The following is a 14,091-nucleotide window of genomic DNA, read 5'->3' as shown; positions in this document are numbered from 1 at the left end:
GTCGGCGGCAAGGCCTGGCCGGGCTTGCGGAAAGGCCGCCGGCTAGCCCCGGGGGCGGTGGCGGGGCCTGGCCGGGCTTCGAGATCGACCACTCCGAGCGAAGCTCGCGTGTGGCGATCTCGCGGGCGGGCCGCCGCCCCCGGGGCGCAGAGCCGGCGGTCGTCCTGGCGGACGACACCTCGGCCGGAAGTGGAGCAGGAATGAGTGTTCATGGCATCTCCTTGCCGCCCAGGCAGCGTGCCAGTGAGCGGGCGTTGTGTTCCATCATGTCGATGTAAGTGGGTGCTTGGTCGTCGAGGGTGTCGCCGTACAGGGGGCAGATGTCCACGCCCGCGTCGGTGGCGGCGGTGCGCAGGGTGGAGCGGGTGCGCGCCAGGTTGGGTTCGAGGAACACCGCGGGGATCGAGGAGTCGGACAGGGTGGCCTGGAGTTTGATCCGGTCGGCGATGGAGGGTTCGACACTGGGGTTGGGCGCCACGAAGCCGGCGACGGTGAGCCCGTAGGCGTTCGCCAGGTACGCGTAGGCGTCGTTGGTGGTGACGAGTTTGCGGCGTTCCTCGGGGATGGACGCGATGGTCGAGGCCACGGTGGCGTCGAGCTCGTCGAGGCGCGTCAGGTAGGCGGCTGCGTTGGCCCGGTAGGTGGCCTCGCCGTCGGGGTCGACGGAGATCAGCGAGTCGCGGATGACGCGCACGTACGCTTGGGCGTTGTGGACGTCGTGCCACAGGTGGGGGTCGATGTCGCCGTGGACGTGCTTGCCGAGGACGGCCTGCGGCAGCATGTACACGCTGGCGCCGGGCTCACCGATGAAGCGGAACGAGGCCTCCCCGGGGATCGTCGTGAGCGCGCGGGTGGGCACTTCGATGACGACCTGGTCGAGGTCGGTGCATTCCATGGTCGAGGCGACGGCCGCGCCCGTGGTTCCTCCGCCCACGCAGGGGGCCGAGGCCTCGTCCCCGCTGAGTGCTCCGGCGTCGGAGGCGAGCTCGACGCGCTTGGTGGTGAGGTTGACGGTGATGTCGGCGTGGCCGGCGGACAGGACGCGGCGGCCCTCACTGGCGGCGATCTCCTCGGGCGGGGTGCCGACGGCGAAGACGGCGCTGCCTTCCCCGACGCTGACGGGCGTAGCGCCGGGGGTGGTGCGCAGGTTGGCGCGGAAGTGGACGCGGTAGACGCCGGGGGCGGTGAACGCCCAGCTCATGTGCTGGTGGGCATCGGCGGGTAGCTGCGCGGTGTCGGTGTCGTATCCGCCTGCGGCGTTGAAGCCGTCCGAGGTCGCGAAGGCGATCTCGGGCTGCCCGAAGGACGTGGTGAGGTACGCGGCAGCCTGCCCGGGCCCGTCGACGCCGGTGGTCGTCAGGTCGATCTGCGAGGCGCGGGTGGCCCCCATGTCGGCGCCGTCGCCCCACACGCGCATGCCGAGCCACGGGGTGTCGAGGGCGCGGTCTTCGACGAGGGGGAGGATGGTCGCACCGTTCTTGGCGGCCTCCTCGGCGACGGAGACGGAGCGCGATCCGGCGGGCAGGTTGGAGTCGAGGGCGCGGATGAGGGCATGCTCCTCGAGCATGAGGTAGTTGGAGAAGGCGAGGTCCGCGTAGGCGACGTCGCGCACTGTGCGCAGGGAGGGCTCCCACGAGTGCGGATCCGCCCCGTCGGGCACCATCTGCGTGACACGGACGCGGTCTCCGGCGACGTTGCGCACGAGGTCGGCGAGTATGCCGGTCGTGGCCACGACGCGCAGTTCGCCATCGCTTGCGGGGTCGGGCGCAGGCGCGCAGCCGGCCAGGGTAGCCGTGAGCGCTAACGCCGAGGCAGCGAGCACACACCCACTCCCCCGCCACCCACGGAAGGGGAGGCGGGGGATGAGGGAGAGTCGGCCTCGTAAATGAGGGGTCACAGCGCTTTGCACAGGTTGCGGCGGCGTCCGATCGCGCCCACCCACACGCAGGCCGCGCCCGTGAGCGCCCAGGTGAGGGAGACGACGGTCAGGGGGATGGTGTCGGCACCGGTGGTGGCCAGGGAGAGGTCGCACTCCTTGCCGGACGCGGTGCGGCCGACGACCTGGGAGACCATGGGTCGCCCGTTGGGGCCGGTCGCACCGGTGGCCGTGAGGTCGCCGCCGGAGCCGAAGCCGCTGCCCGCGAGCGCCGCGCCGTTGGGGGTGACGCGCATGGTGATGGTCAGTGTGTAGGTGCCGGGCGCGGTGAACACCCAGTTCTGGTGGGCGTGCGTGTTGGCGCCGAGCGTGTAGCCGGTGCCCGGGCCGTCGAAGACGTGCTCGCCGACGCCGGAGCCGAGCGCGCCCGCGTTGAAGACGGCGACGCGTCCGGGGCCTTCGACGGCGTCGAGGGTGAACTGGACGGGGCCGGTGGTGCCGGTGACGATCTCTTCGCGCTGGGAGTTCAGGCCCAGCCACGGCACACCCGCGATCTGGGTGGAGGGGATCAGCCAGACGCTGGAGCCGGGGGTGGCGACGAAGCCGAGGTCGGCGGGCGCGGTGATGCGCGCGGCGTCACCGAGGGCGAAGGTCAGGGACGAGGGGTCGACCCACTGTGCGGGCTGGGTGCGGTCGTCCTTGACGCGGGCGACGAGCGTGCCGTTTTCGATGGCGGGTCCCAGGTCGAAGTGGCCATCGGTGGCGTTGCCGGAGGCGCCGTCGCCGACGCTCACCGTCAGGGTCGTGCGCGCGGTGTTCGCGGGGGCGCTGTTCGAGGCCAGGGTGGCGGCCTCGGCCTCGGTGGCCTCGCGGGTGATGCGGGTGGCGACGCAGCGCTCACCGCCGGTCGTGCCGGAGGTGGTGCGCGCGCCCGAAGAGGGGGCGGGGTTCGCGCCGGTCGTCGTGCCGGTGGTGCCGGTCGTTCCCGTCGCGCCGGGTGCGGGGGCCGGGGCGCTGGGCGTTCCCGCGGCGCCGCCCACGCCGGGGGCGGGGGCGGGCTGGGCCTGGTCGGTCGAGGGGGCCGATCCGGACTCGGCGAGGCACGACGCCTCGTCGGCGACGTCGATCGTGTACGTGCGGGCGGGCGCGACGGCGTTGGCGGCGCCGGTGTTGCCGGGGGTCCACGCGCTGGCCTGGACGGTCAGCGTGTAGCGGCCGGCGCGCGTGAACAGCCAGTTGACGTGCTTGTGTGCGGCGTAGGGCTGGTCGATGTCGTCACCTTCGGGGGCCAGGTCGAAGCTGCCGTCATTGGTGACCGCCTTGGTGCCCTCGGTGAAGCTGGAGGTGAAGGCGTAGATGCGGCCGTTCTCCGGGCCCGTGTAGGAGATGTGGAAGCGCGCGGCGTCGTATCCGCCGGCCGTGACGCCCAGGGTGTCCCAGCCGGGCCACAGGACGGTGGCCTGGTTGTCGCCGGACTGGCCAAGAAGGTACGCGGCGGCGGGAGCGCCGGTCGCCTGGCTAACGGAGGCGGGGATCTGGGTGAGCGTGGACTTGTTGACGGCGAGGAGCGTCTGCTCGGGCTCACGCATGACGCCAGAGCCCGTGGCGTCCTCTTTAATACGGAGGGTCAGGGTGCCGGACGCGTCGGAGGTCAGGTCGAAGATGTCGGCGTGGCCGCGGTCTAGGGTGGCCGTGGTGCCTGCGGGGGCGGTGCGCATGACGGCGCAGGTGGAAGCGTCGGCCTCGGACGAGGCCGTGGCTGCGTCGGTCGTTGCGGCGTCGGCGGTGGTGGACTCCTCTGTCGCTACTGCGTCCGCGGTGTCGGCGGTGGCCTCGTCGGCGGCGTGTGCCGCTCCGGGCACGAGGAAGAAGGTGGCCGCGAGGGCCATGGCGGCGAAAGCCCGGGCAGCTGCGCGGCCCGGGTTCCGGTACTTCGTGGGGTTCATGAGGGGGTCCTCTAGGTGCTTCGCACGTGTATATGAATGAGAATCGTTATCATTCTATGCCTGCGGCCCACGCCGCGCAAAGTTCTGGCACCCGAAACCCGTGATTGCAGCCCATCCCCTTCATGAGGGCGGCCCCAGTTACGGCCAGGCAATGCGGCCGAGAGCTCTGATGACGCCCCGAAACTTCGGTGAGCACCACTCCCCCACCTCAATCGCTGTTGCCATGCCCCTTGCGGGCCAGGGTCGCACATACAGGTGTTTCATGAACCTGCACAAACCGACATACAAATATCCGAAATTTTGTGATCTGTGGGCGAGCATAGCCGACACAATAGATGAATTGTGACGGCGTGCGCACGTTTGCGCAGGTGGTGTGCACGTAACCACTTTGCTTTGCAATTGCTTGGTTTTTGATGCGATCTAAATTACTGGCCGAACGGTTGATTGCGCGTTTTGTGAGGGATAAACTATAACCATCAAGCGCCTGACGAAGCTGCCAAGCTGGTCCGGCGCTTTTCTTGTTTGAAACGCAGGGTCGCGCCAACGCCACCCGCGTTGGCACACTCCACGAACGAGATCCGCCGGGTGATCCCCGGCCTCGTCAAACAGGGAATCAACACAACATACGATCCCACGAGGAGTTCACTCATGTTCTCGACCATCGACGTCATGGTTGCCCAGGCCCACATCGATCAGCTCAACGAGCTCGCCGACGCCAAGCGCCTGGTGAAGGCCGACCGCCACTGAGCGAATTCCGGCCAGGCCGGAGTTCCACGCAAGTCCGCAGACCCGCAGGGGCTGCGGACTTCTCGTTTCTCTACCCGGCAGCCACTGGTCAGACGACTATGACTAACATTGCCAGAGAGGCGAAACAGATGATTGCTCCTCACGATGAAGTTACCAATCGCGGAAAGATTCATTCCTAGATAAGCAGGATCTGCCGCAATCATCACTTGAGAACGGTCTGGTCCAATGACCGTCAAAGCAGACTACTATGATGGTTCCTATCTAAATTAAGGAGGAATCATGGGACGTCGAGTCCTTACCGTCTACGAATTGGCTTTCCGCCAGAAGCGCAAGCGCAACCCCTCCTCGTTCGCTCCGGCAGACTTGGACGGCGAGGACCTGCTCAAGATCTTCGAAACCTGGGTTAAGAATCTAACGACGGCCGAGACTCACAACGAGGACCGACAGACCTGGGTGAGCGTGGACGACGTATCCCTCTACGCACCGCGGGTCCTCCTGCTAGACCTGCGCGTCGGAGCCTATGGCGAGGCCGGCGAACTCGTCGACGTTGACACTGGCGAACCGGTGGGGACCATCGCCGACAACCAGGCACCGACCGGCAGCAACCGTGCCCTCCTCTTCGTTCCGGAGACGGGCGAGCGGGCGTACTTCTTGTCGGAGGAATCTTCCCGCGGCCAGGCTGGCGGACGCATCCGAGACCTGTTCCGCCCATACTTCAGCAACTACACCGACAAGGTGACCATGGTGATGACCGCGGTCACCGAGAGTGAGGTATGGGCCGAGGCTGCCGAGCTGACGGAGGTGGAGGTGCGTGTAGAGGGCAAGAGTGTCGACGTCGCGGATGGGCCCCACGTCGAGGTTGGCAAGGTGTCACACATCGCTCGGCCGCAGCGCAGGAAGCGGTTCCCGAGGAAACTTCTCAACGGCCTCAAGGACGAGAATACCCTCAAGCGCATCGTCTCAGTCGAGGACCTGCCGGAGGATCACAGGGTGTGGGTAACCATGGAGCACGACGGGCGCACCAAGAAGTTCGAGCTGGGCACCGAGGGGGCTCCAGCCATCCGTGAGCTGCTCAACGAGGCCACCGAGCCCACGCTCGAGACCTCAGAGCTAGTGGCCAAGTGCACGGAGCGCGTGAGGGACCTGTGCGAACGCCGTGGTGCAGCGTGGGAGGCATCGTGGAGCCGACCGGCGAGGCCGTCCCGAGGAGAGTGAAGACGGTGGGCAAGGCATCCCTGTGGAGAGTACCAGCCGACCATTTCAGCACCCTCTATGACAACCGCATCGGCCGCACCGACTGGTGGGGCGTTGCCGCGCAGGCACTCCTGCCGCTGATCGCAGGCACGGCAACGTGGAAGCTGGGCGCGAAGATCGCCGACGTCGGCGGCGCCGTCTCGGGCATCTCCATCGTCGCTGGTCTGCTGTTCACGATGGCGGTGTTCCTCTTCCAGCTTCGGACCACCCTGGACAACGACAAGCGTCTGGGCGAGGACGACTTCGCGCTCGTCGATGAGTGCATGGCCAACACCCTTTGGGCCATTCTCTGGGGGGTGACGCTGGCGATCTACCTCATCGTGTGCGGCGCTGGGAAGTGGATCGGCTATGATTCGTGCGGACCCACGCTCACCGGGATCGCAGTCGCCGGCACCGTCCACTTCCTGCTCGTGATCGGCATGTGCCTCAAGCGGCTCCGCCGAGCGTACGAGCGCATCGCAATGAAGCGCCCATGAGAGAAGGATGCCAAACGACATCACACTGACCATTGCCTATTGACGCGATTCATCAACATCTGAGATACTCGCATCGATTAAGTAGCATCATTATATCTTTGAGAGATGGACATGGTTCCGGGGATCACTCGGGTTGCCGCGGACAGCATTACTGCCACAAATCGACGAGATACAGAGTACCAAGCACGTGGACATTAGTGACGGGGGCGCGCAAACCTCGACTCAGGATCCGCGAATCGATGTTTCTTACTCAGGTGAAAAAAGGAAAGCAAAACGGAACGGTCGAACTCCAACAAAACCCTGGCATGCGCCCAGGTTTACGCGCCGCTATAGCACTACAGCGGTTGCCGGAATCATAGCGGCTCGACCCTTCCTCCATGCCTTAGCGCCTCACACCAGCGCTGATCCCAGTCTAAGATGGAGGGCATGACACACGTGGTGACCGGCTGGGGATACGAAGGCCACTCGATTGAGGACCTGCTCAACGAGTGCAAGCGCTTGCACGCCGCCTACGTCGTCGATATCCGCCTCAACGCGATCTCGCGTAAGAAGGGCTTCTCCAAGACGGCCCTCTCCAACGCTCTGGCGGGCGCAGGCGTGGACTACGTACACCTGCGCGCACTGGGGAACCCAAAGGACAACCGCCCCGGCTTCGCCCATCCGGGCACCCCCGAAGCCGAGCGCGCACACAAGCGCTTCAACGACGAAGTCCTCAGCACCCCCGAAGCCGACCGGCAATTGGGAGAACTCGCTGAGCTCACCCGGCGAGGGAACGTGATCATCCTATGCTTCGAAGAGACCCCTAAGTGTTGCCACCGCCACCTGGTGATCCAGCGGCTACGGGCTCAGAACAGACAGTTGCGTTCGGCTAAGACAGCCCTCGTGGAGGGGTAGTAGAGGCCAAGGATCTGGAAGGCATTGCGCTTAACCTTGTCGTGGAGGTTGCCGACGAAGAACCGGAGATCCTTACCCTGCGCGGTGGGATTGGTCTCGAACTTAGCGACTAACAGGTTCTTGAGCCCCTCGATATCGAGAGATTTCTTATTGTACTGAAGAGCAGCGAACTCCCAGTCTATGAAACCAAGCCTATGGCCAGTGCACTCGGGTTCGCCCTCACACGTAAAGCAGAACCACCCTGACAGGCGCGGAGGTTCGGCAAGTTTGATGAGTCCTTGGTCCACAAAAGCACCACCCAGGTCCAGTTCCTGGCGTATGAGGATCCTTTGACGCTTCATCGCTTGTTTGTCCGTTTCGGGTGGAGTTGTTTCCAGTTGCAGTTTCACGCTTCCGCACTGAGGGCGCACGAGGCCCAGGGAAGGACCATTGTCATCATCGTCGATATTGCGACGCAGCTGACACAAGGACACTTCTCCAACCGGTTCCACATACCGAGCGCGGAGCTTCCAGCCATCCCTACTGTCGAGCTCATCTTCAACGCGTATCGAGGTCGCGTCGATCTTGAGGCTTTCGAAACGGGGATCGCCGTCTGAGAGGCGCACCTTCACTTTGATGAGCGCGTACTTCGTAAACTGGTTCTCCACAGCCAAGTACCTAAAGGGCACAGGGTAGAGGCGCACCCAACGCAAGGGATCCAGCGCAAGGCCTGCGACGCACACGGTGTCGTTGTACTGGGCGGAGAGCTGAGGCATGGTCTTTACCAAGACAAGGACCTTGATCTCCCGTCCGAGGCGATCCTTGACGCGCGCCTCCCGCACCTCTTCCGTTTCCCAATCGATTGACTCGGCCTGTTTGGGAAGAGCGGGCTGATCGGCCCAGAAGTTATCGGGATCAAATTGAATGGCGTCGGCATCAGCATCGCGTGTCATGCGCACACTCTATCGAATCGTCGTGCACAGCATGATTCCAATGTCCCAAGACTTCGGAGCTCTTCTCCCCTTCGCGGGGCTACCTTCTGTTTCTTCACCAATGCTTCAAAGTACGCAGTCATATCGATGCTGGTCGCTTTGCGCGAGGTTCAACTGGTGCCCTGTGATGGGGTTGAAAGCCACTTTCGTTGATGGCGGGTAGTCGTAGTAGAAGATCCAGTAGAGGCTTGCCTCTTCAGCACTCCCCTTGTTGAGGCGGCGTACGCAGTTGGAAACAAGCTCATCTGCACGCTCCAAAAAACTGGCCACGTTGCCGCTCCTCAATAGATAAAAAGCCAGTCATCGGCTTCTCCATATCAGCGGAGGGTCAACGGCTGGCTTTGCTACTGAAATCTTAGCACTTTGCACGGCATATATCATCATTTTGCCTGCGGTGTGAAGGGATAACACGGTTGACGTCACCATTCGGAACTCTGACCCCTATCGACGGATTCGGGCTCTGATTCAATACCTCGTATCCCTGGACGGACGCGGAGTCAAGAAGAGCTATCGTCTCACCACTGTTCGGGGCCTGAGTACCCGGAGGAAACGGCAGCCCTACACGCGCGGCCTGGCCGCGGTGCCGGTGGGCGGTGGCGGGGCCTGGCCGGGCTTCGTGACGACGCGCCGAGCAAAGCTCGCGGCGCGGACGGCTCGCGGTCGGGCCGCCGCCCACGAGCACACAGAGCAGCCCGGCCGACACAGCGGCCGGGGCCTCCGGCGCCCGGAACATGAGCGCCACCACAATCAATGTTTCACGTGAAACATCTGCCCAACCACCGGCCCCGTTACCCCGTATGGCCAGGAAAGTGGCACACTTGACCTATACGGTTCTATGTAACTTCATGCAAAGGATGGCATGCCTTGACTCAGCCTTCGACCAACGGCGGCACCCCGGCCTCATCCGGGCGCACGCCCGCGCAGGGAAACCGCCTCGACCCCTGGTACGACGTCTACGCGGACCGCGCACACAACCTGCGCGCATCCGAGATTCGAGCTCTCTTCTCGGTCGTGTCGCGCCCCGAGGTCGTCTCCCTCGCCGGTGGCATGCCGAACCTCAAGGACCTGCCCCTCGATAAGCTCGCGGCGTCCGCGGAGAAGCTGATCCGCAACCACGGCGCGCAGGCCATGCAGTACGGCAGCGGCCAGGGCTGGGAGGTGCTGCGCGAACGCATCACCGAGGTCATGGGTTACGACGGCATCGTCGGCGCCGACCCGGACGACGTCGTGGTCACGACGGGTAGCCAGCAGGCCCTCGACCTCGTCACGGAGCTCTTCGTGAACCCGGGCGACGTCATCCTCGCCGAGGCACCCTCCTACGTGGGCGCGCTCGGCGTATTTCGCGCGCGCCAGGCCGACGTCGTGCACGTTGCCATGGACGAGCACGGCATCATCCCCGAGGCCCTGGTGGAGACGATCCGCGACGTGCGCGCCTCGGGCCGCACGATCAAGTTCATCTACATCATCCCGAACTACCACAACCCCGCCGGCGTGACGCTCTCCGCCGAGCGTCGCCCGATCATCGCCGAGATCTGCCTACGCGAGCACGTCCTGATCGTCGAGGACAACCCCTACGGCCTGCTCGGCTTCCACAACGATCCGCTCCCGGCCATCGCCTCGTACAGCCCCGAGGGCGTCGTCTACCTGGGTTCCTTCTCAAAGATGTTTGCGCCCGGCTTCCGCATCGGCTGGGCGTACGCACCGCACGCGATCCGCGCGAAGCTGGTCCTGGCCCTCGAATCCGCAATCCTGTGCCCGTCGATGGTGGGCCAGATGGCGATCGCCGACTACCTGGGTAACTACGACTGGTACGGCCAGGTCAAGTCCTTCCGCTCGATGTACGCGGAGCGCTGCCGCGCGATGCTCACCTCGCTCGAGGAGTACATGCCTTCGTGCACGTGGACCGTGCCGGACGGCGGCTTCTACACGTGGGTCACGCTGCCCGAGGGCCTCGACGCGAAGGCCATGCTGCCACGCGCCGTGCGCGCCCAGGTCGCATACGTGTCGGGCACGGCGTTCTTCTACGACGGTTCGGGCTCCAACCACCTGCGCCTGTCGTTCTGCTACCCCACTCCCGAGGACATCCGCGAGGGCGTTCGCCGCCTCTCGACGGTCGTCAACACGGAGAAGGAAATCGTTGACATGTTCGGTACGGCTTCGGGCGACGAGGCCGGGGCCGGGTCCGATCGCTAAGAGATACCTGAGGAGATACCCCCATGGCTACCAAAGTTCTGATCATTGCCGGCGGTCTGACGCACGAGCGTGACGTGTCAGTTCGTTCGGGTCGTCGCGTCGCGAACATCCTGACGCAGTTCGGTTACGACGTGCGTATTTCCGACGTCGACGCCTCTCTCGCGGACGCCATCTCGTCCTTCTCCCCCGACGTTGTGTGGCCGCTGGTACACGGTTCGATTGGCGAGGACGGATCCCTGCAGTCCTTCCTCGAGTCACTCGGAATCCCCTTCGTGGGTTCATCGTCGGTGCAGGCGATGCTTGCCTCGAACAAGCCTACGGCAAAGGCTCTGCTAGGTTCTGCGGGCCTCGCGACGCCCGGCTGGGTGACGCTTCCGCAGGCGATTTTCCGCCAGCTGGGTGCTTCTCACGTGTTGTCTGCACTCGAGGGCTCGGTATCCTTCCCCGTCGTCATTAAGCCGACTGACGGCGGCTCTGCTCTCGGTATTTCAACTGCACAGGACGCCAAGGCCCTGCGTCGCGCGATGGTTGATGCCTTCGCTTACGGCCAGCGCCTGATGGTCGAGCAGCGCATTGACGGCCGCGACGTGGCTGTTTCCGTCGTCGATCTGTGGGACGGTCCCGTGGCCCTGCCCCCGGTCGAGGTGTCGACGGATCGTGGCCGCTACGACTACGATGCCCGCTACACGACCGACGAAACGGAGTACTTCGTTCCCGCTCGTCTCTCCGACGAGCTTCTCGCAGACCTGCAGGCCGCGGCCGTCGAGGCCCATACGACGCTGGGTCTGCGCGACCTGTCCCGCATGGACTTCGTGGTCGACGACGAGGGCACCTGCTGGTTCATCGACGCGAACGTCGCGCCTGGCATGACGGACACCTCGCTGCTCCCCCAGGCCGCTGACGCGCTTGAGGACTCGTCTTTCGCGCAGCTGTGCGCTGACATTGTGGACTTCGTGGCCGGAGGCCGCGACGTCCACAGCGTCGCCAACGCCTTCGACGAGCAAGGCGCCGGCGCCATTATCGCCGAGGACGCCGAGGCGATCAAGGAGTGATCGCTCATTCAACGCGCTGTGGGCCCGGGAGAATCGTCCTCCCGGGCCCACATGTTTCACGTGAAACAATCGCCAGTCCATCGCACTATGCAACGACGGACACGCTCTATCACCGACCGCTTATGGCGCCCACAATCGGACTATAGGTCACGAACGTGGTGCTTAAGTTCCGGGTTTAGGTTGGGATTGCGGGCGAAAGTCGCTGTTATTTAGGTTCGGGCGGTTAATCGCGCAGCTTCCTTGACTTTCTGGGGTGATCGTGTAGTGGGTGAGAACACGATCGAATCGTGCTCGGCGTTGCCCGGTGTGCGCTGTGCCGATGAAGAAGAATGGACACACCGCGGCGGGCGCTCAACGGTGGAAATGCACCTCGTGCGCCCTGTCAACCACATGTCCATCAGGGCGTGCGCGCCGACACGAACAAGCCGATGAGCTGGCAGACTTCATCGCGTGGGCAACGTCTCGGCACACCCAAGACGAACAGGAAGGCTCAGCGCGCGCTTTCCGGCGTCGTACCTGTTGGTGCTGGCAGGTGCCGGTACCTCACCCGCCCGTCACCGGGCAGGTCCACGATCAGATCTTCATTGACGGCATGCACCTGTCGGGCGGATGGGTGCTGCTGATCGCCCGAGACCGCGAGCATGTGCTGGAGTGGCAGTGGGCGGCCAACGAATCCGCGCAGGCCTACACGGCCCTACTTGAACGCCTCGCTCCTGCCGATGTGGTCACCACCGACGGTGCTGCAGGCGCCTTGGCAGCTATCGCGCACCTATGGCCCGCCACGCGCGTGCAACGCTGCCTGGTCCACGTTCATCGTGACATCATCCGCGACCTAACCATGCATCCCAGAACCGAACCCGCACGGGCGTTGCTGGCCTTGTCACGACGCTTGACGAGCATCACCAGCGTCGACCAAGCCAGCGCGTGGTTGACGATGCTCCACGACTTTGGGCACACCTTCCGAGAATGGATGTCACAGCGCACCTTCGCCGCTCAAGACCCTGCATGGGCGTCAAAAACCGGTAAAACCTGGTGGTACACGCATGAACGCACGCGCCGCGCCTACCGACGCTTGGCACGACTGGCACGCCAAGGAGTGCTGTTCACCTACCTGACCAACCCCGACGGCACACCAGCCGACCCGCCGGCCTGCGCCACTACCAACCACGTCGAATCCATCAACGCTGTCGTGCGTGAACTCCTCCACGCTCACCGCGGTGCCAGTGCCTACCACCAAGCCGTCATCGCCGAATGGGCTCTCCTCCTGCGCACCCCACAACCCCCGACCCCCACCGAAGTCCTGACCCAACGGGAACACGACGGGCGCCCCACACCCCGCCGGATCCCCACACCAAAACACCCCAACCACACCGATCAGAAACGCCACGGAATCCCGGAAGGAACCCCCACCCCAGAAGAAGGACTCTGGCCACGCAAAGGCTGGGCCGGACGCGCCCACTAGACCCACAACACGCCGCCTAAAGCACCACGTTTGCGCCTATAGCCCACGGACACGCTCTATCACCGACCGATTATGGCGCCCACAATCGGTCAATACGCGCAATAAAAAGTGAGGACATCCTGGCTGCCCGATGGGGCTGCCTAATGTCCTCACTGTAGGGCGCTTCGGCTGTCCGGTGCAAAGCACATAGGGTGGACTGCCTTCTGACCCCTACAGGTGCCAGCATAGCACGGGTAGCAGTCGATCGAAAACAGTAGTAGCACCATGCCAATCACGACGATACAACGAGACATGTATCCGTCATTGCTTCACGTGAAACATTGTCTGCCGTTCATGCGCGCTTCGACGGACGGGACGACGGTCTGGCGCGATTGGTCGTGCGCGCGGTGCTAGAGAGACCAAATCGAGGTGAGATTTCGTTCTCTGTACGCCTCTGTGTCGTTTCTTCGATGCCGAGCTGAGGTCAGTTTCGCTGACACAGAGCCTATCAGCGAAGGACTCCGAGCTCCTTCAGGCGCGTTTCTGCGTCCTCAACGCCCTGCCAAACGATGCCCTGAACGCCGAGGAGCTCCGCCGCGCGGACGTTCACGCGACGGTCATCGATGAAAACAACGTCCTCGTGAGGTACGTTAAGGCGCACGAGTACGTCGCGGTAGATACCGCGTGACGGCTTACAGACGCCGTAGTCGCACGAGAAAGCGAAGAAGTCGAAGAGGCTTCCCCACTCGGAGCGACGAATTGCCTTCGCAATGGGATACGGTGCGTTAGACAAAATACCGAGGCGTACTGCCTGTCGACGCAGACGGCGTACAAGATCGAGAGTTTCTTCGTCTACCGTCGCCATGCGCGACACATCGAGCGCGACAAGTTCTTTCAGAAGGGCACTGGAAGGCTCGGGTTGACCGCAGTCCCCAGCGATACGGTCCCAAAATTCACGGTCGGACATCCCGGCGTCATACTCGCCACGATGGGTCCACATCGCCTGATCAACGAGTGCCGTGAGACAACGAGAACCATCACCGAACAACTCGGCGATAGCGTGCGGATCCGGGTGAGCATCGACGAGCACACCACCGACATCGAAAAGCACGGTGCGCGAACTGCCTTGGGCGTTCATGCCTTTCGCTCCTTCTGGTACTGCGAGGGCCCGACGGCGGACCCTTTAAAGGTAGTTTAAGCGTTAATTCATCCGAAGATTAGCTCAGGAAGTGTCGCGTTGG

At 64.0% G+C, this 14,091-nt stretch carries 12 protein-coding genes; 6 read left to right on the top strand and 6 right to left on the bottom strand.

Features of this window, described 5'->3' with window-relative positions:
• Positions 1-208: 208 nt before the first annotated feature.
• From FOC40_RS01285 to FOC40_RS01275, 3 genes are all read right to left on the bottom strand, one after another.
• Positions 209-1,822: an anchored repeat ABC transporter, substrate-binding protein gene (locus tag FOC40_RS01285; RefSeq protein ID WP_004565379.1), complete on the bottom strand. Its 1,614-nt coding sequence runs from the start codon at positions 1,820-1,822 to the stop codon at positions 209-211.
• Between the two features lie 71 nt (positions 1,823-1,893).
• On the bottom strand, positions 1,894-3,822 hold the full coding sequence (locus FOC40_RS01280; protein WP_155844097.1) for a TIGR03773 family transporter-associated surface protein: 1,929 nt from the start codon (positions 3,820-3,822) through the stop codon (positions 1,894-1,896).
• A gap of 208 nt (positions 3,823-4,030) precedes the next feature.
• Entirely contained in the window at positions 4,031-4,384 is a 354-nt protein-coding gene (locus FOC40_RS01275; protein ID WP_131240562.1) for a hypothetical protein, read from the bottom strand.
• 464 nt (positions 4,385-4,848) lie between these two features.
• Here FOC40_RS01275 and FOC40_RS01265 point away from each other — a divergent pair, with 464 nt between their 5' ends.
• The 3 genes from FOC40_RS01265 (at position 4,849) to FOC40_RS01255 (ending at position 7,193) form a co-directional block, all read left to right on the top strand.
• Positions 4,849-5,784 carry a hypothetical protein gene (locus FOC40_RS01265; protein ID WP_004565383.1) on the top strand — a complete coding sequence of 312 codons (936 nt, stop codon included), beginning with the start codon at positions 4,849-4,851 and terminating at the stop codon, positions 5,782-5,784.
• Entirely contained in the window at positions 5,781-6,299 is a 519-nt protein-coding gene (locus FOC40_RS01260) for a hypothetical protein (RefSeq protein WP_231126037.1), read from the top strand. The genes FOC40_RS01265 and FOC40_RS01260 overlap by 4 nt, the downstream gene beginning before the upstream one ends.
• A 426-nt stretch (positions 6,300-6,725) precedes the next feature.
• Positions 6,726-7,193: a DUF488 family protein gene (locus tag FOC40_RS01255; RefSeq protein WP_039929639.1), complete on the top strand. Its 468-nt coding sequence runs from the start codon at positions 6,726-6,728 to the stop codon at positions 7,191-7,193.
• Here FOC40_RS01255 and FOC40_RS01250 read toward each other — a convergent pair.
• On the bottom strand, positions 7,145-8,125 hold the full coding sequence (locus tag FOC40_RS01250; RefSeq protein ID WP_004565386.1) for a hypothetical protein: 981 nt from the start codon (positions 8,123-8,125) through the stop codon (positions 7,145-7,147). The genes FOC40_RS01255 and FOC40_RS01250 overlap by 49 nt on opposite strands.
• 105 nt (positions 8,126-8,230) lie before the next feature.
• The gene (locus FOC40_RS01245; protein WP_039929640.1) at positions 8,231-8,434 is read right to left on the bottom strand and encodes a hypothetical protein; all 204 of its coding nucleotides are present in this window, start codon (positions 8,432-8,434) and stop codon (positions 8,231-8,233) included.
• A gap of 594 nt (positions 8,435-9,028) precedes the next feature.
• Here FOC40_RS01245 and FOC40_RS01240 point away from each other — a divergent pair.
• From FOC40_RS01240 to FOC40_RS01230, 3 genes are all read left to right on the top strand, one after another.
• The gene (locus FOC40_RS01240) at positions 9,029-10,357 is read left to right on the top strand and encodes a PLP-dependent aminotransferase family protein (protein ID WP_004565387.1); all 1,329 of its coding nucleotides are present in this window, start codon (positions 9,029-9,031) and stop codon (positions 10,355-10,357) included.
• Between the two features lie 23 nt (positions 10,358-10,380).
• Complete coding sequence (locus tag FOC40_RS01235) at positions 10,381-11,409, top strand: D-alanine--D-alanine ligase family protein (protein WP_004565388.1); 1,029 nt, start codon at positions 10,381-10,383, stop codon at positions 11,407-11,409.
• Positions 11,410-11,728: 319 nt separating this feature from the next.
• Positions 11,729-12,871 (top strand): IS1249 family transposase, encoded by a 1,143-nt coding sequence (locus tag FOC40_RS01230; protein WP_131240564.1) that lies wholly within the window; start codon positions 11,729-11,731, stop codon positions 12,869-12,871.
• 487 nt (positions 12,872-13,358) lie between these two features.
• Here FOC40_RS01230 and FOC40_RS01225 read toward each other — a convergent pair whose 3' ends face one another.
• Entirely contained in the window at positions 13,359-13,988 is a 630-nt protein-coding gene (locus FOC40_RS01225) for an HAD family hydrolase (RefSeq protein WP_004565390.1), read from the bottom strand.
• Positions 13,989-14,091 lie beyond the last annotated feature (103 nt).

It is taken from the genome of Schaalia odontolytica (assembly GCF_009730335.1).
In the GTDB taxonomy this organism is placed as follows: Bacteria; Actinomycetota; Actinomycetes; order Actinomycetales; family Actinomycetaceae; genus Pauljensenia; species Pauljensenia dentiphila.
This window is presented reverse-complemented; position numbering and strand designations above follow the sequence as displayed.